Origin of the sequence: Wolbachia endosymbiont (group A) of Andrena helvola, from assembly GCF_964028415.1 — a bacterium.
Lineage (GTDB): Bacteria > Pseudomonadota > Alphaproteobacteria > Rickettsiales > Anaplasmataceae > Wolbachia > Wolbachia pipientis.
Genome location: NZ_OZ034779.1, coordinates 1388145 through 1411687 on the forward strand (window position 1 = coordinate 1388145; position 23543 = coordinate 1411687).

Here is a 23543-nt window from a genome sequence, read left to right on the forward strand (position 1 = left end):
TATATAAAGCTATTTATAATTATAAGATCAAATTGAAAATGTAATTATGGCAGAAAGAGCTAACGATATCAGACCAGGTCAGGTGTTGGAACATAACGGCGGATTATTTTTGGTTGTAGGTATTATGCATACTCAACCTGGTAAAGGTGGTGCATACATACAAGCCGAAATGAAAAACATCAAAACCGGAGCAAAACACTATGAAAGATTTCGTTCTGATGCAACAATCAGAAGGGCAATTTTAGATGAAGAGGAATATGTTTACCTTTTCACTGAAGGAAACATTGTAAATCTTATGCATCCAAGTAATTACGAGCAAATCACTATAAATTTGGACTTATTGGGAGAAAAAAAAATTTATTTACAGGATAACATGAAAATTAAAGTTGTAGCTTATCAAGACAAAATAATTTCTGCGCATGTGCCTGATTATGTTACACTTGCTGTGAAAGAAACAGAGTCTGTTATTAAAGGACAAACTGCTACTGCTTCTTATAAGCCTGCAATTTTGGAAAACGGAATGCGCGTTAACGTGCCTCAATTTATAAAAGAAGAGGATAAAATTGTAGTATATACTCCAGGTGACAGCTATTATGAAAGAGTGAAAGAGTAAAAGGAAGAATGTCCCTCTCATCACCACGAATTAATGTGATGCTTGATTCTGTGCGTAATGCTTCCAAGCAGCTTATGCGCGATTTTAATGAATTGCAAATTTCTAATGTTAAATCAGCAGACTTTATTAATAAAACTTATTCAAAATCCAAGCAAACCATATACGATTGCTTGCACGACTACAAACGAGACTATGGTTTTATTTTTGAAGATGATACTGATCAAGAAGTAAAAGATAACACTTATACCTGGTTTATTATGCCTATAGAGGGCAGGGAGAACTTTTCTAGTTGCATGGTTTATTTTGCAGTATCAGTCTGTCTCATTCATAAAAATAAAGTTGTGGCAGCTGTAATTGATGCTCCGGCTCTTAGAGAAACTTTTTGGGCAGAAGAAAAGAAAGGTGCTTTTCTTGAGGATTTTAGATCTCGTCATGTAAAAATGCGAGTGAAAAGCCGTGAAGGGGGTCTAATAGATGTAAGTGGTAATTTGTTAAATAAATTGCTGCCTGGCAATAGTAATGTACGCTCCATAGGTTCAACAATTTTAGGCTTTGCATACCTTGCGGCAGGAAGGCACAGTGGAATAATTTACTCTGGAGTTAACAAATATAAAGCCTTGCTCGGTAGACTTTTTCTGCAAGAAAGCGGTGGAAGGCTAACGGAAGACAACGGGCTAATCATTGCTGGAGATATAAAACTATAGCTAAAGTAATTTATGTTTACCTACAATTTGATAAGCGTAAAACTCGTCATTCCGCTACTTGTTAGCGGAATCCATGCTGAGATACCGCGAATAAATCGCGGTATGACGTAGGGCTGTACTAGCTATAGCATAAACAGGCTACAGAGATAGACAACTTTTCGAAAACTTTTACAAGAGATTCTGTTAAATGCTCTATCATTTCATCGGTATGATAAGGTGTAGGGGTAATACGGAAACGCTCAGTTCCTCTTGGAACTGTCGGGTAATTTATATGTTGAACATATATTCCATACTCATCAAATAATAATTTTGATGCTTTTTTGGATAACTCTGAGTTGCCAATTATTATTGGAATTATATGAGTTTCTGTTGGAATGAAGTTAATTCCTGCATTTCTCAGTGAGTTTTTTACTTTTTCAACGACTTGCTTTTGCTTTTCCCTTTCAATGTTGCTCGATTTTAGGTGCTCAACGCTTGCCTTTGCTGCCGCTGCTAAAACAGGCGACATAGCAGTGGTAAAAATAAATCCTGGAGCGGAACTTCTTATTACATCTACCAAGCTCTTTGAAGACGCTATATACCCACCCATCACTCCAAAAGCCTTTGATAGTGTACCTTGAATAACGGTTATTCTATCCATCAGACCTTCTCTTTCTGCAATTCCGCCACCATGTGAACCATACATGCCAACTGCGTGCACCTCATCCAAATAGGTAATTGCATTATGTTGATCTGCAAGATCACATATCGCTTCAAGCGGCGCTATATCGCCATCCATTGAATATACGGATTCAAGTGCTATTATTTTTGGTGTCTTTTTGTCTATAGACTTGAGTAACTGCTCTAGATGATTAACATCATTGTGTTTAAATATATGTTTTGGCCTTTTTCCTGATTTTATGCCTTCTATCATCGAAGAATGGTTCTTCTCGTCTGAAAAAATTACTACGCCCGGAATAACAGACGATAAAGTGCTAAGTGTTGTCTGGTTAGCGAGGTAGCCACAAGCAAAAGTTAAAGCAGCCTCTTTTTTATGCAAACAAGCTAAGGATTTTTCAAGTTCAACAACCTCTTTTGTTGTACCAGATATATTTCTTGTTCCTCCAGCACCAACAGATGAATTTTGGATAGCGGCAATTACACTCTCATTTTGTGACATTCCCAAATAGTTATTACTGCACCAGACTATTACTTCCCTATTTCTTTCATAGTCCATAATGTGGGGGAGCCTACCTGGTAATGACGCAAAGTGCGTAAATTCACGGTAGCGCCCCTCATCTTTTATATCTTTTATTTTATTCAAGAATATTTCTTCGTAGTTTACCAAGTCCTTATTTACCGATAATTAACATAATTATAATAAATTATTAAATGGTAAACTACTATATTTATTATACATGTACGGCAGTAGGTACTTTCCCCGTGTTGAAAGATTTTTCAACCTCGTTGTTTTCAACTTGGCTTTTAGGTGTACAGTAGTATATAATTGCAGCGGCAACCAGACAACAAGCTCCAACTGCTATTCCTGCAGCTAGCATTTCCAAATAAACTGCAATAGCTACTCCTGAAACAACTCCAGCTACTGCTAACGTCCATGTAGCTATGGTAGGCCACTTACTCTTTTGCGTATTTTGTGTTGCAGTAATAGAGGTTGATTGATTGTTTATAGCACTAGTTTTTTCTACTGCTGCAGGCTTTTCCTTACTGTTAATAACACCTCCAATTGTAGACACATTGTCAGCATTCGAAGAAACTTCACTTACCCCCAACTTCTTTTCACAACCCGTAATTTCTGGAGTTGTGGTAAGTGTACTATTGCTTCCGGTATTATTAGAACTTGTAGATTGGTCTCCTGAATTTGGCAAATCGTTGTTCAGTGAAATATTAACATTACCTTGTTTTGTATTATGGTTTTTAATTTCTTTTTTAATTTCTTCTACTTTACCCTTAAAGGGACCTTCTTTATTTTTTACATATTGTAGTACAAGAGTAGGAGAGTTACTTTTTAGAATATTTTCGAGTTCTTCTCTTGAGTTAGTACTGGTTTTGCTTATAAGTCCATCAATCTTTTTCTTAACAGGACTGGCAAGTTGCTTAACACCTTTTTTTCCGCTGCCTTTTTTGATTTCACCCTCCTCAAAATTATTAATTAAAGGCTCCTGCGTTGAAACCCCTGTGTTATTTAAGATAGCATTTTCTTCCTCCCCTGCAAGAACATTTTTTTCTGTCTGTTGACTGCCAGCACTTTTGGATTTTGGGTTTCTTTGACTGCTTGGTTGATTGTTATTCTCTTCATTTACTACAGCCGTATCGCCTTTTATAACAGGTGATACTGCATTATCACTGCTGCTTCTTTTATTAACTTGTGTATTCGCTTGTGTCTGTATATTTGCTTTACTGGAAGTATTGATTAATTTACTACTTTCTAACAAATTTCTAATTAGATATAGATGACTCAAAGTATCTCTATTTTTTTGATACTCATTACGAGTCATACTTGGAGAAAGTTCCATACTTATTTTTTCAAGCTGTTCTGCAATTACTGGTAAAGCTTTCTCAAATTCTTCCTTGCATATTGCCTGAAGAGCTGCGAATTTTAGGTCAACATGCTGACATAAGGGTACAACAACTCCATAACTAGCTTCTTTTATTGCATTTCTCAGTATATTTTGTATGGTTTGCCTGACTACTTGCTGTTTATTATTGAGTATGCTTTGATAAATTTGAACATGAGCTAGAACACTGACTATAATGTCTTGACTTTCAGTATTAGACAATGCAATCAGAATTGATTCATATATTTCATCAAACTCGTTGTTTTTAGATTTATGATCAAGATAATTAATAACATCATTGCTGCATTTAGCACATTTTTCACACAAGTGCTCGATAAATGCAATATTACCAGCATCCAATGCAGTTTTCAGAATTAAATCATAAATTTCTTTTCTGCCACGAGCTCCTATGTTTTTCAGGATTTGTTGCCCTAGTATTGTAATAACTTTATCATCTGCAAATGCTTGTTCATATACATCGTAAATGGCACGATCTGCACTATTAGTGTATCGTTTGCACAGGTATTCAATGACAGATGTGTGTTCCTGGCTTATCGCAGTTTCTAACAAGGTAGCAAAGCTCTTTTTTAATAACTCTTCTGTTGAGGCTTTTTTAGTTAGCTCATTAATATATCTTTCAAATGCATCTAGCACTATCGTGATGAATTCTTCATTTTTGATCAGAGACGCTGTTTCAAGCACACCATACAAAGGATCAGGTTTACTTGTTTTTAACACCTGTCCAAAATCTCTTAAAACGTATTCGACAAAAACTGCATTTAATAATTCTTGCTCTTTTCTTAATGCTATAACTGAGAAAAAGCCAATCTTATTGGATTGGCCAAGTTGTATGGATTGATCTTTTAATTTATCATAAATCCCATCAGTATCATGGAATCTTCCTATAAAAGCTTTAACGTATTCTTGACCACCAACAAGTACAGGTAAAAGACTTAAATTTCCTTCAGCAAAAAGAAAATCCTGATATTGCTCTACTAGCTTGTCATTAGCTGCAATTGCCAATAGTACCAATTCTTTTACTGAATAATCATACTTGAAACCCTCTTGATCAAATTTATATTGTGATAGTACATTTGAATATATATGTTGATGGTTGCTTCCGTTTTGTAACTCCAAATTAAGTTGATTTGAACAGAAATCTTTGAGATTTTCATTATCCAGCGTAATAGACCTGCCTTCATAATCTTCAATATTTTGTACAACCTTGTCTAATTCTTCACAATTATCTTCTTGTATAGCTTGATTTAAGATATTTATAATCTCAGCAAAAGTTAAGTTTTTAGGAATGATACCATATGAATCTTCATCTTTTAACTCTACAGTAAACGACCTATCACAACCATCAGGAAAGTTTGCAAGTATTGCATTCTCTAAACTTAGATCTTCAGGGGGTGTGCTACATGGAGTAGCTGGTATCTCTTGACTTTCGCTATCTAAAACTTCAAACTCTTCTTCAATACCTGAATCTTCAGAATCTGGTTTTTCAAAACCATGCCAACTTTTGATTAATCTTTCAGAATTTGATTGGCCCTGTGAAGTTGTATCTTGTGATACAAAGTCTCTAAAATTGGAACCAAACATGTTTTACCTCCTAACTAGCAGCTAAGCTAAGTATAGCATTAAACAGAAATCTTGCCAAGCAAATTATTCAGTCTCTTAGCAAAGCTGCTCGCGTCATCCATCTCTTCGCCTTCCACGATGCAAGCTTGGTAAAACAATAAGTGAACCATGTCCTCCAATGTTGGGTTTTCACCACTTTCAGCATAAGATTTCATTATACTCTTTATTACAGGATGCTTAGTGTTAATTTCAAGCACCTTTGGCGTGCGGTAATTTAGCTGCTTTTGTTCACGCAAAAAACGCTCCATGCGAAGATCCATAGCACCTTCATCAACCGCTAGGCATACGGGACTATCAGTCAATTTTTTGGAAATTTTTACGCTTTTTACTGAATCTCCAAGCACTGTGGTAAAATATTGCAATATAGTTTCCTCAGTTTTTTCTTCATTCGATTTGTTTTCTTCATTTTTCTTATCTTCTTCTGAAGAGAATTTTTCCAAATCAACATCAGCGCGAGTCACAGACTTAAACTTTTGATCTTTATATTCATGAATTACACTAGTCCAGAAATCATCCACTGGATCAACGAACAGAAGAACCTCCAGCCCTTTACTGACGAACCCCTCAAGTTGCGGACTGTTTTTCACTGAATCGAGGCTATTTCCGGTGAGATAATAGATATGTTCCTGCTCAGGCTTCATTCTGCTTATATAGTCATCAATGCTGACTAATTTCTCATCACCAGTACTATGAAATCTGCAAATTGAGAGTAGTGCTTCTCTCTCATCAGTTGGCATAGCTTCACAAAGACCTTCCTTTAAAACTGCACCAAAATTGGTCCAGAATTTTGTATATTCCTCTAAATTCTCTTTTGCTTTTTTACCGAGCTCTGATATCACACGCTTAGTGAGAGATTTTCTGATCTGCTCAACAACACGATTATTCTGCAGCGTTTCTCTGCTGATATTAAGAGGCAAGTCCGGTGAATCAACCACGCCTTTCAGAAAACGCAAGTATTGTGGTATAATCTGTACGTTATCTTCAGTGATAAATACTTTATTTACATATAACTTCACAGAGCAACGTCTATCTGGATGGAATAAATCAAAAGGTTTTATAGAAGGAACATAAAGCAAATTCGTATATTCTATTGCACCTTCATTTTTATTATGCAATATCATCCAGGGCTCCCCGCCAACGTGAGCAACACTGCGGAAAAAATCGTTGTGCTCCTCTTGAGTAACGTCATTTTTTGGCTTAGTCCAAATTGCAGCCTTACTGTTTAACTTTTCACTTTTTCCTTCTTCGTCTATAAATTCAACAGGAAAATTTATGTGATCAGAGTAAGTAGTGACAATATTTTCAACACGAAATTTATCTAAAAACTCGTTTTCTTCAGGATGCATAATGAGCGTAATTTTGGTTCCGCGAGGGACTTGATTATCTGACTTGCTGATTGAATATTCCCCATCTCCTTTGGATTGCCAGATCCAAGACTCCTCTTCTCCAGCTTTTCTCGATTCTACTATTACTTCTGATGCAACCATAAAGCTTGAGTAAAAACCAACACCAAACTTCCCAATCAGCTCCACAGTTTGGCTTGAATCCTTGCTATTCTTAATCGCATCCAAGAACTTTTGCGTACCAGAGCTTGCAATTGTACCAAGATTGTCTATTAAATCCTGTCTATTCATTCCAATGCCATTATCAGTGATATATAGCTCGTTCTTATCTTTATTGGAGCTGATAGTGATTTTTAATTCGTCACTCAAATCTAGCAAATTAGGGTTTAGTTGAGATTCATAGCGCAACTTATCACATGCATCTGATGCATTTGATATTAATTCACGCAGAAAAATGTCTTTATTGGTGTAAAGTGAATGAATCACTATATTCAGTACTTTCCCTACCTCAGCGTCAAATTTTAAATTTTCAGTTTCTTGTACATTATGCATTTTGAGCTCCATTATTTGCCTACTACCCTAATAATTTAAGTATTGAATCACGATCTTTCAAGGTCACGTACACCAAAATTAATGTGGGTGTAGTTATTATGACACCCAATTTATGGGATCTCTTGCATAACAAACTTTTGGCAGCGCATTGGATGAAACGAAAAACTTCCTTGACACCCTTCGCCAGCCCCCTTATCATGAAACTGAAGCTATTTATTTATCTTCGCAATCTCTGCAGTGGATTAATGACAAAAAAACTTAATGTATTTGGCGTAAATCATGCTTAATTTTTTGCACTATGTGCACCTCATGTCTTTATCAAATTTCTAGCTACACAAGCTGAAATACGCTATTTAAAACATCAAAAAACGCCAACTTAAAAAATGGATAGTGAATAATTAGCTACCCTAGGGTTTCTTTGCCTTTTTTTCTGTTTAGTAAATTTCTTAACGTTTATAATTTAGATTAGTTGCGGCTTAAAAGCGGCTGAGTCACGGTTATTAAGCGTTTAGAATAAAAAAACGCCATACTTGAAAGTATAATGTAAGTAACTAGCCAACCATCGGGCTTTTTTTGCCTTTTTTTTCGCTTGGTAAATTTTTTAATACTTAGATTAGTTGCAATTTAAGAGACCAGAAATGGTCAGTGCTTGGCACTGGAATAACGTCCTCCTTTGTTATCCCAGTGCCCAGACACTGGGATCCAGGAAACTTAATTGCAAGTAATGCATTGGATTTGGTGAGTATGGGTTTTATGTTATAGAATGAAACACTTTTGGTGAATTTGTAAAGAAAACTGGATCCCAGTGTTTGGGCACTGGGATGACAAGGTATAAACCTTATCGTCATGCCGCCGCGAACCGTCATACCGCGATTCATTCGCGGTATCTCAGCCGCTAACAAGAGATCCCGCTAACAAGTAGCGGGATGACGGTTGTCGTTCAGCCACAAACATTAAGAAATTTACCAAACGAAAAAAAAGGCAAAAGAAGCCCTGGGGTTATTATCCGCTTTAAAATATTGGCGTTTTTTATGTTTTAAACGCTTGACAAGCGAGATTCAGCCGCTTTTAATTGCAACTAACCTACGCTGCAAATGTTTAAGAAATTTACTAAGCAGAAAAAAAGACAAAGAATCCCCGAGTTAGCTAGTCTTTTACTATCTCTGTCGAGTATTGGCATTTTTTGATGTCTTGTAACGCTTTATAAGCGCGTTCAGCTTATTTAGATAAAAATCTAGATGTAGATGAAGTTTTGTAAAGACATACAGTATCTATATACTGCAAAAAATTGAACATAAGACGCCGATACATTAAGTAATCCTTACCTTTTAATCTGCAGATTGGCGAAAGCAAATACAATAGCTTCAGTTTCATGATAAGAGGGCTGGCGGAGTTTGTCAAGCAAGTTTTTTCGTTTCTATTCCCAATAAAAGTTTGTTATATTGTTATGCAAGAAGTCTAATGAATCGCGGTATGACGTCTTAGCTATAGATGCTGGTTTGTGTGATTTCAAGAGAAGTTTAGTAGATAAGTTGTGTTTTAAACCAGATTCGGTATTTTAAACTGAACATTTTCAATAATACCACCTGGCATAACTGAAATTTTTACACTCAGGTTTACTTTTAGGTAGTCCATTAATTCATCAACCAATATGTCAGGAGCGGAAGCACCTGCAGTGATTCCTATCTTTTCTACGCCCTGAAACCAGCTTTTATTTACACATCTGTAATTATCAATCAAGTAGGCTCTTTTTCCTCTAGCAGTGCACAGATCTAATAAGCGGTTTGAATTTGAGCTATTTTTACTTCCTACAACTAATACCATGTCTACAATTTCAGCTAGCTTTTTAACAGCATTTTGTCTGTTTTGCGTTGCATAGCATATGTCCTTTAAATCTGGACCTGTTATGCCTGGAAACCTTAATTTCAAGGCAGCAATAATGTCACGGGTATCGTCGATGCTTAACGTAGTTTGTGTAACATAAGACAAATTATCTGGATCTTTAACCTTTAAATCATATACATCCTGCAAAGTTTGCACTAAAGTGATAGGATTGTTTACTCTTCCCCTAATTCCCTTAACTTCTGGATGGTTTTCATGCCCAATGAGAATTAATTCTTTACCACTGTTTTCATACCTTTTTGCTTCTTTATGCACTTTGTTGACTAAAGGACATGTTGCATCAATCACTTGAATACCCTTTCTTTTTGCCTCATCTTCTATATTTTTTGATACTCCGTGCGCGCTGAAGATCAGTATTCCTTCATTATCTTCAATTTCCTCGATACTGCTTACAAAAACCACTCCTTGTTTCTTAAAGTCCTCTACTATATATTTATTGTGAACAATTTCGTGTAGCACATAAACTTGGCGCTCGTTTTTGTATTTTTCTAAAGTAATAGCTAATATGTCCACAGCTCTTTTTACCCCGGCACAAAAACCTCGTGGTTCAGCTAAGATGATTTCCATTTTTGTCAAATCAAGTAAATATGCAAGCATTACTTAAAAATAAGCTCCGCTCACTGTGTTTTATAGTACCATTATTTATATTTTATATAATAATTATTTTTCGCATATTCTCTTTAACATTTGATCAACCTACTACTTCAGAAAATTTTAGAAAAGATAATATAGTACATAAACAACCTGATATTTTAGATAGAAATGGAGTGGTAATAGCAACAAATGTGCCCACAACATCACTATATATAGATGCAACCAAAGTAAAGAATCCGGAAAGTATAGCAGCACAACTGTGTTCTACTTTGCATGACCTCGAATACAAGAACTTATATAGAGTACTTACTTCAGAAAAGAAATTTGCTTGGATAAAGCGGCACTTGACTCCAAAAGAATTACTAGCGATCAAAAACGCTGGTGTACCAGGAGTAAATTTTTATGACGACATAAAGCGTATATATCCTCACAGTAATTTATTTTCACACGTGCTTGGTTACACTGACATAGATGGCAATGGTATTGCAGGAGTTGAGGCGTATATAAGTAAAAACAATGAGCAAGAAAAGCCCATAATACTATCCTTAGATACACGAGTGCAAAGCATAGTGCATGAAGAGCTAACTAAAGCTGTAAGCAGATATCAGGCACTTGGCGGAGTAGGAATTGTTTTAAATGTGAGAAATAGTGAAGTCATCTCGATGGTCAGCCTACCTGATTTTAATCCCAACTTACAGAATAAGGCAGAAGACGTACAAAAGTTTAATCGCGCCAGTCTTGGGGTATATGAGATGGGGTCGGTATTAAAATACTTTACAATAGCCGCAGCGCTTGATGCGAACGCTACAAAAACTAGCGATTTATATGACGTATCAACACCAATCACCATTGGAAAGTATAAAATTCAGGATTTTCATAAATCTAAAATTCCAAAAATTACTGTGCAAGATATATTTGTAAAATCATCCAACATTGGTGCAGCAAAAATTGCAGTCAAACTAGGTATTGAAAAACAGGTAGAATACTTTAAAGCTATGAAGCTATTTTCTCCTTTGAAAATAGAAATACCAGAAAAATCCACACCGATAATCCCGGATAAATGGAGTGAAAACACTTTAATAACAGCATCTTATGGTTATGGCATAGCTGTAACTCCTATACATCTTGCACAAACTGCAGCAGCATTAATCAACAATGGGATATTTCATAACGCAACCTTGATGTTGAATAAAAGAAGTATAGGAGAGCAAATTATCTCAAGAAGAACTTCCAGGGAAATGAGAAAATTATTACGTGCAGCAGTAACAGATGGCACTGGCAGAAAAGCAAAAATAAAGGCATATTCAATAGGAGGAAAAACTGGATCGGCGGAAAAAGTTGTAGATGGTAAATATAGCAAAGATGCAAACATAGCATCATTTATAGGAGTGCTAACTATGCTTGACCCAAGGTACATAGTGCTAATTGCTATTGATGAGCCTCAAGGGATGCACCATACCGGGGGAATAATTGCTGCGCCTATAGTAAAGAACATTATAAATAGAATAGCGCCTATACTAAATGTTACACCTGAGATGTAAAATTATGATTGCTTTACTACAACTTCAAATTTATCATCACCAAAATCCTTATTAATATACCAAGAACCATCATCTTTAGTTACAAATTCAAGACCTTTAAGGTCTTTTTTTATTGTCTTTCCATTTTGACCATCAACAGCGATATTAATATCGAATGTAATAATGTCTAGATTTATCATAGCTTCTTTCCCGCTGCACGAATTTAGACTGAACTTGCCTAACATGACATCATTAAAACTCACTTCCCCTGTATAGACATCACACTGACCGTCCACACAACACGTAGTTTCAATATAGAAAAGATCTGACATACAAAATACCTTAAAAAAAAGAACTAAACATATATGGCCACTACACCACACCGCTAACAAGTAGTAAAGCGTCGATAAACCTAAGTTACTTTAGTTACGTAGCCATAATACAGCTAGAAATGTAAAATTCAACAGTTAATTGTGTGATTAATAGAGAAGTCTTATTTAGTACACCTTATAGGAATGGCTGTTTAGTTTTTTTGTTAATCTTTTTTACCATGCTGTCAATCATATGCTTTATCCCTTGATATACAGAGTATGTACTTTCGTCGCTACGCATATAAGCAGAACAGGAAAATACATTATGTTCTTCGTCTTCTATTGATAACTCTGTATCGCACTTTATGTGTTCGCCGCCAAGCTTTTCTATCAACTGTTCTTTGTCATCTCCTATAGTTACCTTAACCTTACTTTCTTCTTTACCTATCTTGCTACTTAAAATTGAAACAATGATGGCTGGAGATATGCATATCGCTCCTATTGGCTTTTTTGTAACAAAAAATTCTGAAACTAATCTTTCAAATTCAGGCATTACTGTCACCATGTCTTTACTTTCAGCTAAGTCAGATAAATTTTTCGCAACCCCGTATCCACCAGGTACAACTAGCATGTCAAAATTTTCAGCTTTGGCTTCTTTTAAGTCATATATTTCGCCTCTTGCGATTCTTGCTGCTTCCACAAGTACATTCCTTTTTTCTTTTGTTGCCTCTTTTGTTCTATGATTCATAACTTGTGTGATATTGATATCAGGTGCAAAGCATTTAACATCCACTTCCTGCTGATCAAGCACAAGCAAACTTAAAACCGCTTCTCTTACCTCTGCACCGTCAAGGTGACCACACCCTGATAAGACCACAGCAGCTTTTAATTTTTTTTCACCCATAAAGTACCTTGATTTCATATAATCTAGATATTTTAATACAAATTCTATATTTGGAAAGGGGTATGTTATATCAATTATAATATAATTAATGATTAGTATGTATAATTAGGCATATTTATAATCAACGAAGCTGAATATGGAATCTAGCAATAGTATGTTTTTTGACACTGACTATCCAGAACTAAGAAAAGCTATTTCAGATATAATAGAAAGTATTGCACAATCCTCACAAGAGGGGAAAAAAGAGTTATTTACAACCCTATCAGAACAAGTTAAAGGGATGAACCTCAAAGATTTAGGTTTAGCGATTAATGACCAAGGCTTGCAAAAGGAGGTCAACAAAGAATTATTTATAAAATTCATTGAAGAAGCGCTTGAAGGTTTAACTTCTGAAAATGTTGACTCAAAAATAATAGAAGAGGCGTTAAAATCTGTTAATCAGCAAGCAATAAGTAATGTTATAAATAATAATAAAGGTCCACTGGACAATCTAGTCAATTATTTTAAATCAGCATCTGCAAATAAAAAAATTGGAATAGCTTCTGCCGTAATGGTATTAGGAGCAGCATTTTCTCCACTTATTGTGCTTGCTACATTAATAGCACTTGTAGGTATTGGAGCACGTTATGCAGGAATAGGTATAGTAAAGGCAGGGGAAAAAATAAAAGAAGGTGCGATTGATGCAGGAAAAGCAGTGAAAAGTTTATCTAAAAATTTAGGGGATAAATTGCCTGAGGTTGGGCCAAAAAAAGATAACTTTAGTAAATTATACAACAGTTTGGCTCAAGAGATTATAGGCTATAATATGTCCGAAGAAGGTGAAAAAATAAAAAACGCCCAGAGTAAAGCAAAGGTCATAGGCATGCTTCAAAATGAAGGGCAGCGATCTGCTATACAAGAGTTAGTAAAGAATGGAACTATTCAAAATTTTTCAGAAGATGATATGAAAAAGCTTAGAGAAAAAGGTACTAGTACTTATGAAAGTGATAAGGAAGCACTTGAGGAACTTATGGAGAAATTTCAATCTAAAATTATGGCCATTGGTGAGGGTAAAATAGAGGAGGTAGAAAAAATTGTTGATGAGAAAGTTGCAGCAATGAAGCCATCTTCTCACTTAGGTATTTCAAGTGCTGCACGAGTGAGTGAAGGAGGAATCACAGGACCAAGTTGATGCATTTTTTTACGCAAAAATTACTATCAGAAAGTGGGGTTACGCTACTCCTTTTTATCCACTTTTTTGAGCAATCCACTTCTACACCTAACACACATTTCAGTGATTATAATATCCAATTTTTGATCATGTTTTTCTACAGGTAAATCTTTACAATATTGTTTCTCATAGGCTACACCTATAAATATTTTTCCAAGCGGCCGTAATTTTTTCATCATTGTGTCATACCAACCACCGCCAAAACCCAATCTATTAAAATGATCATCAAAAGCAATAACAGGAGTAATGATTGTGTCGGGAATTACATCTTCATTTGTTTCGTTCCATTCCTCAAATTTTAGTAACTTATTTTTATTAGGAATTGCTATTTTATAATCTAAATCGAGCAAACGACACATCAAAGGGACAACATCTATTTCCCCGTCCATTGGAATGTAAGCTGCTATTGTTTTGCCTTTAACGTAGCTTAAGTTCTGATTAAAGAGATTAATAAGGGAATTTGCTGCATAACTGGAATAACTTTCATCAATATCTTTTCTTATAGTTCTATATTGCTCTCTTATTTCCTTTTTGTGCTGTTTAATATCTTTGAACATGATCTATCCATTTCGCAGTAAGTTTTTCTTGTAAACTATTTTGCTTCAAACGCTCACTTAAAAAGTCAAAGTCAATAAACTCCATATCCTGGTCTTGATTACTGCAACTATAAACAAAACTCCTTTCTCCTGTTTTCGCATTTATATGCTGCTGCACACACTGAGCGCAGATTTCTTTCATCATACACTGCATAGGAGAATTAACTGATGATATTGCTATGTGGCCTGATTTTAGATATGGCTTTAAAATTGTTTTTCTAGCTTCATTCACAGCTTTCATCATTTTGTCAGAACCAATAGTGATAATTTTATCTATAACGTTCAAATTAATACCTAATCTTCCTTGTTGATAAGAGACTATTGCATCAACTATATTACCATGAAAGGATTTATCTTGATCTCTGCTTGTTTCTATCAATCCTTCTTCACATGCCCAAACTACTGCATTTGATGCACGCTCTATCAGTGCTCGTTTAAATACATCACTTAACTTCTTATAGCCAGCAAAGTACAAAACCTTGTTATTATTTTCAAGACATGCCTTCCCTATCGAAAATAACACTGCATTTCCAACTCCACCACCAATTAGCATTATATTCTTCATGTGCTATTTTAACTGCATTTGTTCAAATTTTTTGAAATTTTATAGAACAAAGTAATTTATATAGTTCTATACACAAAGACAAGAACACTCTCTGACTTCAACTATACCGATAACTGATAGCTGCATTTTTACGCATATCATCTAATAACAAGTTGCTTTGTATCATAATCTTTTGTTGGTACATTTTCTGTTTGATTGCTTCTATACCCGCTACATTACTCTTGATATCACACAACATCATCAACTTTGCAGTGCCATTTTCTCTCAATTCTACTATTTCATTCACACTTGTTTTACTAAATAAAATCTGTAAATCAGGATTTAAATCTCGCATTTTTATTTCAAATTCTTTTGCGTTTGGCAGCTTAAAATTATCTGCCAATTTATCAAAATTTAAACAACTGACCTTTTGCTCTTTAAAATTATTCAATAAACTTTCTGAACCTTCAACCACAATCTGTTTTAATTTTAAAGTGCTTTCCAGCAGTGCATGATTAAGTTGTACTTTATCTATTACTTTTATAACGGAGTAACCTTCACTGAAACTGAATGGACCTGCTATGTCGCTGGTTTCTAATCCTTCTAAAACGCTCTTGAGTTTTCCTTTTAGCTGACTTAAATTAACTGTTGCTTTACGCATCTTTATTGGAGATTCTGGGTTATTACTGTTGCGTAATTTTTTTACTAAATCTTCAGCTATACCATAAACGTCCTTGTCTTTTTGATCAGGAATTATAAACTCTTGGAACGTGATAAGATAATCCGGCTTTTCTGTTTGCCTTTTTACATCATCTACTTCTTTATCGCTTATATTAATAAATGGCACAATTCTTACTTCAATAATTTTGCTCCACAGTAACTGACATTTTATTTGTTTTCTTAAAATACCAAGATCTATATTATGCTTCTCTATGTATTGATCAACTTCATTAGCATTAAGTTTAAAACTTTGGGTTAAAAATAACATGACAGCATTATCTAACTCCTCGTTGCTCAATTTTATATTCAGCCTCTGTGCTTCATTGATAATGATAATTTCGTCTATTAGCTCCCTAAGAATTTGAGGTTTTGCTTCTTTTTGATTAACACTTTGAGTGCCAAACAATGAATTTATAAAGTTGATGCGTTTTTCGATATCTAAATTTGAAATTGGCTCGCCATTTACATCTGCAATAATTTCAATCTCGGTTGCAAGCAACCTAAGTGGCAACACTATCAACAGTAAAATTAGTATTTTATACATACAAGTAAAGTTAATAACCAATTCTATAATAAATACTGAGTCAATGCTAGCCAACTTTTTAATAGTGATCTCAGTGACAATGGAAATAAAAACCATTGCAACAAAATCAGGTACGCTGGTAAATAGGCTAAAAACATGCTAATATAGCGAATTTAAACCGTGCTAAAAACAGTATACGGAAGGAGAGGGATTCGAACCCTCGATACGACTTTTGGGTCGTATAACGGTTTAGCAAACCGCCGCCTTCAGCCGCTCGGCCACCCTTCCAAATTTAGAACCTAAAGATTATATAATACCAAGACCTCTACCGCCTGTCTAATGCTTTTAATTGCAATATTTGTATCTGTTCAGATGCATGGCTAATGCTGAAACAAAAATTCCAGTGCTCCCTTTCTTGTCATCCCAGTGCCCAGACACTGGGATCCAGGATTTTGATTAGCACTAAGTTGGTGAGCATATAAGTGTTATGTTAAAATATAACGTTTTTACGGAAAGTCTGGATCCCAGTGTCACGCACTGGAATGACATCGTTTACTATGTGCCATATTGCAATGTTCGTACAGTTGTGCGCGGTATAGATTCCGCTAACAAGTAGCGGAATGACGAATTTGTTGTTTTTCAAATTGTGGGCAAACCTAAGCCACTTTAGCTATAAATCAATAAAAACTAATTTCTGCTTTTTTCAATGATTTTCTTTGCTTCTTCCACACCAACCCATTCTCCAACTGCTACCGTTTTTCCCTTTTCCAGATCTTTATAATGAGAAAAGAAATGAGTAATTTTATCTAGTAGGCTTTTAGATAAGTCAGAATAGTCCTTTATATTGTCATAATAGCTATCAACACTGGAAACAGGCACTGCTAATATTTTCTCATCTTCTCCTTTTTCATCTTTAGTGAGTAATGCGCCTATTGGACGCACCGATATTAAAACACTAGATGCTAAGGGAAATTGAGTTAGCACCAAAACATCCACAGGATCACCATCACCTGCACAGGTATTTGGTATAAACCCATAATTGCAAGGATAAGTCATTGAGGTAGACAAAAATCTGTCAACTTGTAACAACCCAAGCTCTTTATTAAATTCATACTTTACAGGCTCAGCATTCGCACTTATTTCAATTACCACATTCACCGCATTTGGTCCTGCTGTTATTTTACTTAAATCCATAAATTACCTCTTAACTTAAGAATAAGCATTATACAATATATGCTTTTAAGTTGCTACATTTATGTAATTCTAAACTTATTTTGCACGGGCTGTCCTAAATTTTCATTCGTCATCTTATTGACTGTTGAAAGTGGTGGTTCCTGTGATAATTGAAATAAAGCATATACTATTACGATAGTAAGCACTGCAGCAATTACTAGATTAGCAAAATTATCCTGTGGTAGGACACCTTTTATTGGATTAAATAATTTTTGCTCCATAAAGAAATAATCAGCAACATATAACCCAACAGATAATACAAACATACCTAAAATAAGTTTACAGACTGTGTTTTTATGGTCTTTTTCTTTTTTCTTGCTGGTGATAGGATTTGGCCTACATTCATTCTCTTCTTGCAGCACTGAGTAGTATATATTATCAGGGCTCGTTATTAATTGTTCAAATTCATCACTATTTTGGTTTTTTAACAGTTGCTCTAGGGTGTTTTTTGTATTTATAGGATATATTAATCCATCCATTTTCAATGCTTTCTCTTGCCGATCCACATTCTCATGGTCGATTGTATATTTATCTCTACTTGATAATCCGATCATGTGTAGTTTGCCAGCTAAGAACATTATATAGCTCTCTATTAACTGATTCTCACATATCTCTAATACTTCTCTTTTTACTGTTTTGTTAGATGACGAAAGTTCTTTATAGTGACCACCCAAAGAAAAGAACAATGCTATATCTTTATCTGCTTTTATGTCATGAATGGAATAATAGCTGCTGATAACGCACTTATTTAATGCAAATTCTCTGTCATATTTGTTTAATGTATTTCCTTCACTTAGTAACTTTCTAAGACCAATGAGTACTTTATTTTCAAAATCTTCTTCTGTTTTAAATATTGGTTCTCTCTTTGGATTTGCTAAGATGTTAAGTAAATCTAATTTTCTTCCATCTACTACTTCATTTATATATTCATTTAACTCAGATCCTTTAATAACTTCATATATTTTATCTATGACATCTTTAGTATTCAGGTTATTGTTTTCACTTAGAATTTGATAAGCTTGAGCATAAATTAAAAACAGCCCTTGTAGACTAAATTTTAAGTTAAAATATTTATCTAATGGTTCCTCTTTTTTCTAATGAATTCAGACAAACCAAAATGATTTCTGTGATCCATAAAACGACCTAAGTCAGCATGTTGAAAGCTACCTAAAAAAATAAATAACGTCTCTAATAAATTACCCTTACCAACAATTTTTATTAGTTCTTCAATTTCTTTTATCATTGCTGAAACCTATAATGTTCTACTTTATAGTATAAGGGATACATGGCAAAATAGCAATAAATGTTATTAGACTTCTTGCATAACCCAAACTAAGTAGAAAAAGGTATAGCTATACCGCCGCGGCACTAACAAGAGATCCCGCTAACACGCAGCGGGATACTATCTACACCGTCATACCGCGATTCATTCGCGGTATCTCTCAACATAGATCCCGCTAACACGTAGCGGGATGACAAGGCTTATCGTCATGCCACCGCGAACCGTCATACCGCCGCAGCGCTAACAAGAGATTCCGCTAACACGCAGCGGGATGACGAGACTTATCTTTATGCCGCCGCGAACCGTCATACCGCGATTCATTCGCGGTATCTCTAGATCCCGCTGGGATGACGGTTGTCGTTTAGCTACAAACATTAAGAAATTTACCAAACAAAAAAAGGCAAAAGAAGCCCCGTGGTTGGCTAATTACTTACATTATACTTTCAAGTATGGCGTTTTTTTATTCTAAACACTTAATAACCGCGATTTAGCTGCTTTTAAGCCGCAACTAATCTAAATTATAAACGTTAAGAAATTTACTAAACAGAAAAAAAGGCAAAAGAAACCCTAGGGTAGCTAGTTATTCACTATCCATTTTTTAAGTTGGCGTTTTTTAATGTTTTAAATGCTTTATAAGCGTATTTCAGCTTGTGTAGGTAAAAACCCAGAAATTTGATAAAGACATAGAGTGCACATAGTGCAAAAAATTAAACATGAGACGCCAGATACGTGAGTTTTTTTGTCATTTAATCTGTACAGAGAAGATAAATAAATAGCTTCAGTTTCATGATAAGGGGGCTGGCGAGGTTTGTCAAGGAAGTTTTTTCGTTTCTGTTATATGGTTATGCAAGAAGTCTATTGTATGTTTACACTCTGCATTAAAGCTTTTAGTTAAGAGCATATCCATCCACCGCCGATAACTTGCTCATCTTTATACGCTACACAGGCTTGACCTGGACTGATGCCAAAGTAATCGTCGTTTAAAATGACACAGGCTTTATTTTTTTCGTCAGTTGAATGTATTGTTGCTAAACTTCCCGCATGTGATGATCTCAGCTTCACAGTTACTTCCATACCTTCCTTTGGTTGTTCTAACCAATTTAACTCCTTGATCAATATTTTTTTTTGCATTAATACGTTGATCGGACCTACTATAACCTCATTATTTTCTGTATTAATTTTTATCACATAAAGAGGTTCATTGTGTGCGATACCCAAGCCCTTTCTTTGCCCCACTGTAAAATTTACTATGCCACTGTGCTCGCCTAGCACTTTTCCATTAACATCCACTATTTTACCTTTCTGTACAGATTGTGGAGCTAATTTAGCTATTGTTTTACTATAGCTTTCGGAAACAAAGCATATATCTTGACTGTCCGGCTTTTCAGAAATTTGTAAGCTGAAATACTTTGCTAATTTTCTTATATCACTTTTATAGAACCCACCTAGTGGAAATCGCAAAAGCTTCAATTGCTCTTGAGTTGTAGCAAACAAAAAATAACTTTGATCTTTACTTTTATCAATGCTTCTGCACAACTTTACCTCACCATTTTTTTCTAACCTTCTCACGTAATGTCCTGTTACGAGCACATCCGCACCAAGATTTTTTGTAACTTGCAATAGATCACGAAATTTTACCGTTTGGTTACATCTCACGCATGGTATGGGAGTTTCCCCACGCATATAGGTACTCGCAAAATCCTCTATTACTTCCTTTTTGAATATTTCCTCATAGTTTAAAATATAGTGAGGAAAGCCAACACTTTCAGCTACACGCTTAGCGTCATAAATATCCTGTCCAGCGCAGCATGCGCCCTTTCTTGCGTTAGCATTACCGTCGGTGCCATAGAGTTGAAGAGTCACACCTACCACTTTGTACCCAAGGTTATGTAGCAGTGCTGCAGCAACGGAGCTATCAACTCCCCCGGACATTGCAACAACAGCCTTGGTCTGGTGCGGAGCTTTATCTTTTAGCAGAGGTTCTATTTCAAATTCTTTTAGCATAATCGCCTTAATTTATAAACACAAACTTGGTGTCATGCAAGTAGCTGACACTGGAATCTAGTTTCTATTACACAATTTCATCGAAACAGCATACTTGTTTATAGTCAATTTTTCTGGATCCCAGTGTTGGCTACTTGGATGACATCTTTATGCTTGAGGTAAAATTTGCTATAAAATTCGATGAACTACCTTTAAAAATAATTTAATCCTGCTTAAATAAAACATGGCCAAAATAATCCATGTTTTCAAGCACTTTTCCGCTACCCAGAGCAACACAACAAAGTGGGTCATCTGCAACACGAACTGGTAGTTTTGTTGTTTCACTGATAACTTTGCCCAAGTTACGCAATAATCCGCCGCCACCGGATAAAATTATTCCTTTATCGACTATATCAGAAGAAAGTTCAGGTGGAGTGCTCTCCAGTGCAGTCCTAATAGCAGAAATTATCTGATGTACAGGCTCTATTAAACTCTCTGCAACTTGGTATTCTGATAAAAGCATTTCTTTTGGCATGCCACTCACTAAATCCCTGCCTTTAATTATCATTCCCTCTTTGTTATTTTCACCTGGCAGACTGGCTGAACCTATGCTTTTCTTAATTTTCTCAGCGGTTGTTTCACCGATTAATAACTTATGATTTTCACGAATATATGATTTTATTGCTTCATCCATAATATCGCCACCTACTCTGGCAGAACGTGAATAAACAATTCCGCCTAAAGAAATAATTGCAACTTCAGTTGTACCGCCTCCTATATCAACAATCATAGAACCCTCAGGTTCAGTAACCGGGAGCCCAGCTCCGATTGCTGCAGCCATTGGTTCTTCAATTAAAAATACTTCATTTGCACCAGCACTTTCTGCTGCATCTTGTATAGCACGCCTTTCAACTGGCGTGGATCCAGATGGAACGCATATGATAATATTAGGTTTATTAACAGTGAATTTTGTGTTTGCACTGCGTATGAAATATTTTAGCATTTCTTCCGCACTTTTAAAATCAGCAATAACTCCATCCTTTAAGGGCCTTATCGCCTCTATTTCTCCAGGCGTTTTCCCAAGCATCATTTTAGCTTTTTTACCAAAAGCATAAGGAACGTAACTTCCTTTTTCTTTTATTCTTGCTACAACTGAAGGCTCATCAAGCACTATTCCCTGATTTTTCTGATAAACTAAAGTGTTTGCAGTACCAAGGTCTATAGCAATATCGCTAGCAAACAAACCTTTGAAAGTAAAAAGGCTATAAAACTTTCCGGTTAATTTTCGAACAAAATTCATACATAACTCAAGAAAACCATTTATTAAGACAAATTATACTTTTCAGATAAGTAGTAAGTAACACACTCAACGTCTAAACCCTTACCTGTTACTTTTTTTAGCAGTTCCAGGCCACACTTTGCACTGTATATATTTTGAGATAACCAACTGATAAGTAAACTAAAATCTCCTTTTATTATAGCACTTAATGATTCGTAATGATTCTTTTTAACGCAAGAGAAAATCTGCACAGCAGCAATTAAAGCAATAATTTTTATAGGAAAGTAGCCCATAACACCGCTTGCCCAATATTCATCTTGAAAATAAGTGTTTAGCTCATTTTCAGCTTTTACTGGAATTTTATAGTGCTTCATACCTTCCAGCCACGCATCATGCAGGTCTTTGACTTCCAATGTACCATTTATTATATCTTGTTCTAACCTAGTTCTCAACATAATATGAGCTAACAGACTAAATTCATCTGCATTTTTTAAAAAAGAAGAAAGGTTTATTTCATTGAAAATCAAGTACAAATTTTCAACACTGCTAACTTTCTCGTTAGTTTTGCCTTTTATAGCAAATTTCTCTTTTATGTGTGGTTGAATAAACTCAATAAATTCTCTGGATGTTCCAATCATCCTTTCCATGAATAACCCTTGAGTTTCATACATAACATGTCTCGTAATTGGACTACTTATAGAATTTTGCGCTAAACATTTTTGATAAATTGCATAACCACTATGCCGTAAAAGTGAAAATAAACCATAACAAAAATCAGATTCATCATAATCTATAGGGTAGTAATAAGAAGTACGAATCTCATTTAGTGCAATACCCATTTGCTGTAAACATAATGAGCCAAGTTCAATCTGTTTCTGAGTAGCAACTTTTTGTATATTAGTAACCTTATCCTTATCCTTTTTCTGCTTTTCAATTATTTTATCTACATTTTCGCTAAAAAATTTGCCTACCTTGGGGAATACTTCCCTTATATTCTTTTCTGTGATATCAGAGTCATAGTCAGCAAGCAGTGAGTCGTATTTTGAGCATTTTAATTGCTGCGATTTTATAGAAGCTACTTCGCGAATGAGTGTGATTAAATCAGTAAAACGTTCTTTTAGTTTTTCTAAGTTACTGGTTTCAGAATGAGATAGCTTCCATAAATTTTGGCATTCAACCTTAGCTTTGGATAAAGACTTTACTAAATCAATAGGAACAGCACTGTTGCTTTTATGTATTCTCTCTATTAACTTTAGCTGCTGAGTACTTGCACTTTTTTTGTTACCAAGAGCATCTGCTAATGATTCCTTTATTGCGTCATGAGAGATAATTTCATGTCTGATTTCTTCTAGAAGACTCATTTGTTCAACTTTGTCCTCTATATTCAATTGGCTTTGGTTTAGTACTTTTAGCGTATTTTCGATATTCTTTACCCTATATAATACTTCCTCTAAAAACTTATAAGATTGCATATTTGTTCATTATTTTAGAAAACATCTGTTTAATACCGTAATAGATTAATAATAAAGTTAAA

The 23543-nt window shown here is 35.1% G+C and carries 19 protein-coding genes and 1 tRNA gene; 4 read left to right on the top strand and 16 right to left on the bottom strand.

Annotation, left to right across the window (positions count from 1 at the left end; translation table 11 throughout):
* Window positions 1-46: 46 nt before the first annotated feature.
* Window positions 47-613, top strand: a complete 567-nt coding sequence (gene efp, locus ABWU73_RS07190; RefSeq protein WP_006279719.1) for an elongation factor P — start codon at window positions 47-49, stop codon at window positions 611-613.
* Window positions 614-621: 8 nt separating this feature from the next.
* Window positions 622-1317 carry an inositol monophosphatase family protein gene (locus ABWU73_RS07195; RefSeq protein WP_006279720.1) on the top strand — a complete coding sequence of 232 codons (696 nt, stop codon included), beginning with the start codon at window positions 622-624 and terminating at the stop codon, window positions 1315-1317.
* 118 nt (window positions 1318-1435) lie between these two features.
* Here the strand turns inward: ABWU73_RS07195 and hemA are convergent, their stop codons facing one another.
* From hemA to ispH, 5 genes are all read right to left on the bottom strand, one after another.
* Window positions 1436-2644: a 5-aminolevulinate synthase gene (gene hemA / locus ABWU73_RS07200; protein ID WP_209473281.1), complete on the bottom strand. Its 1209-nt coding sequence runs from the start codon at window positions 2642-2644 to the stop codon at window positions 1436-1438.
* Between the two features lie 64 nt (window positions 2645-2708).
* On the bottom strand, window positions 2709-5474 hold the full coding sequence (locus ABWU73_RS07205; protein WP_265017824.1) for a hypothetical protein: 2766 nt from the start codon (window positions 5472-5474) through the stop codon (window positions 2709-2711).
* Window positions 5475-5512: 38 nt separating this feature from the next.
* Window positions 5513-7408, bottom strand: coding sequence for a molecular chaperone HtpG (gene htpG / locus ABWU73_RS07210; protein ID WP_182309722.1), 1896 nt, complete (start codon window positions 7406-7408; stop codon window positions 5513-5515).
* Between the two features lie 608 nt (window positions 7409-8016).
* Complete coding sequence (locus ABWU73_RS08155; RefSeq protein ID WP_244663114.1) at window positions 8017-8286, bottom strand: hypothetical protein; 270 nt, start codon at window positions 8284-8286, stop codon at window positions 8017-8019.
* A 661-nt stretch (window positions 8287-8947) separates the two neighbouring features.
* Window positions 8948-9877: a 4-hydroxy-3-methylbut-2-enyl diphosphate reductase gene (gene ispH / locus ABWU73_RS07220; RefSeq protein WP_264329845.1), complete on the bottom strand. Its 930-nt coding sequence runs from the start codon at window positions 9875-9877 to the stop codon at window positions 8948-8950.
* 2 nt (window positions 9878-9879) lie between these two features.
* On the opposite strand from ispH, the gene ABWU73_RS07225 reads away from it, so the two are divergent.
* On the top strand, window positions 9880-11445 hold the full coding sequence (locus ABWU73_RS07225) for a peptidoglycan D,D-transpeptidase FtsI family protein (RefSeq protein WP_353285486.1): 1566 nt from the start codon (window positions 9880-9882) through the stop codon (window positions 11443-11445).
* 2 nt (window positions 11446-11447) lie between these two features.
* On the opposite strand, the gene ABWU73_RS07230 is transcribed toward ABWU73_RS07225, so the two are convergent.
* Together ABWU73_RS07230 and elbB are read right to left on the bottom strand one after the other, a co-directional pair.
* Window positions 11448-11756: a hypothetical protein gene (locus ABWU73_RS07230; RefSeq protein WP_265038612.1), complete on the bottom strand. Its 309-nt coding sequence runs from the start codon at window positions 11754-11756 to the stop codon at window positions 11448-11450.
* A gap of 175 nt (window positions 11757-11931) precedes the next feature.
* Window positions 11932-12639: an isoprenoid biosynthesis glyoxalase ElbB gene (gene elbB / locus ABWU73_RS07235; protein ID WP_209473289.1), complete on the bottom strand. Its 708-nt coding sequence runs from the start codon at window positions 12637-12639 to the stop codon at window positions 11932-11934.
* Window positions 12640-12775: 136 nt separating this feature from the next.
* Between elbB and ABWU73_RS07240 the strand changes: the two genes are divergently transcribed.
* Window positions 12776-13810, top strand: a complete 1035-nt coding sequence (locus ABWU73_RS07240) for a hypothetical protein (RefSeq protein ID WP_264329599.1) — start codon at window positions 12776-12778, stop codon at window positions 13808-13810.
* A gap of 44 nt (window positions 13811-13854) precedes the next feature.
* On the opposite strand, the gene ABWU73_RS07245 is transcribed toward ABWU73_RS07240, so the two are convergent.
* From ABWU73_RS07245 to ABWU73_RS07285, 9 genes are all read right to left on the bottom strand, one after another.
* Complete coding sequence (locus ABWU73_RS07245) at window positions 13855-14406, bottom strand: 5-formyltetrahydrofolate cyclo-ligase (protein ID WP_264329598.1); 552 nt, start codon at window positions 14404-14406, stop codon at window positions 13855-13857.
* Entirely contained in the window at window positions 14390-15010 is a 621-nt protein-coding gene (locus ABWU73_RS07250; protein ID WP_182309699.1) for an oxidoreductase, read from the bottom strand. The genes ABWU73_RS07245 and ABWU73_RS07250 overlap by 17 nt, the downstream gene beginning before the upstream one ends.
* A gap of 97 nt (window positions 15011-15107) precedes the next feature.
* Entirely contained in the window at window positions 15108-16253 is a 1146-nt protein-coding gene (locus ABWU73_RS07255; protein WP_264329597.1) for a SurA N-terminal domain-containing protein, read from the bottom strand.
* Between the two features lie 176 nt (window positions 16254-16429).
* Window positions 16430-16520: transfer RNA gene (locus tag ABWU73_RS07260), tRNA-Ser, on the bottom strand.
* A 399-nt stretch (window positions 16521-16919) separates the two neighbouring features.
* Window positions 16920-17426 (bottom strand): inorganic diphosphatase, encoded by a 507-nt coding sequence (ppa, locus tag ABWU73_RS07265; RefSeq protein WP_151807542.1) that lies wholly within the window; start codon window positions 17424-17426, stop codon window positions 16920-16922.
* A 59-nt stretch (window positions 17427-17485) separates the two neighbouring features.
* Window positions 17486-18151 carry a hypothetical protein gene (locus ABWU73_RS07270; RefSeq protein ID WP_010963139.1) on the bottom strand — a complete coding sequence of 222 codons (666 nt, stop codon included), beginning with the start codon at window positions 18149-18151 and terminating at the stop codon, window positions 17486-17488.
* Between the two features lie 1487 nt (window positions 18152-19638).
* Window positions 19639-20751 (bottom strand): tRNA 2-thiouridine(34) synthase MnmA, encoded by a 1113-nt coding sequence (mnmA, locus tag ABWU73_RS07275; RefSeq protein WP_209473297.1) that lies wholly within the window; start codon window positions 20749-20751, stop codon window positions 19639-19641.
* A 202-nt stretch (window positions 20752-20953) separates the two neighbouring features.
* Complete coding sequence (locus tag ABWU73_RS07280) at window positions 20954-22030, bottom strand: rod shape-determining protein (protein ID WP_209473299.1); 1077 nt, start codon at window positions 22028-22030, stop codon at window positions 20954-20956.
* Between the two features lie 23 nt (window positions 22031-22053).
* Window positions 22054-23481, bottom strand: a complete 1428-nt coding sequence (locus tag ABWU73_RS07285) for a carboxypeptidase (protein ID WP_264329596.1) — start codon at window positions 23479-23481, stop codon at window positions 22054-22056.
* Window positions 23482-23543: the final 62 nt, after the last annotated feature.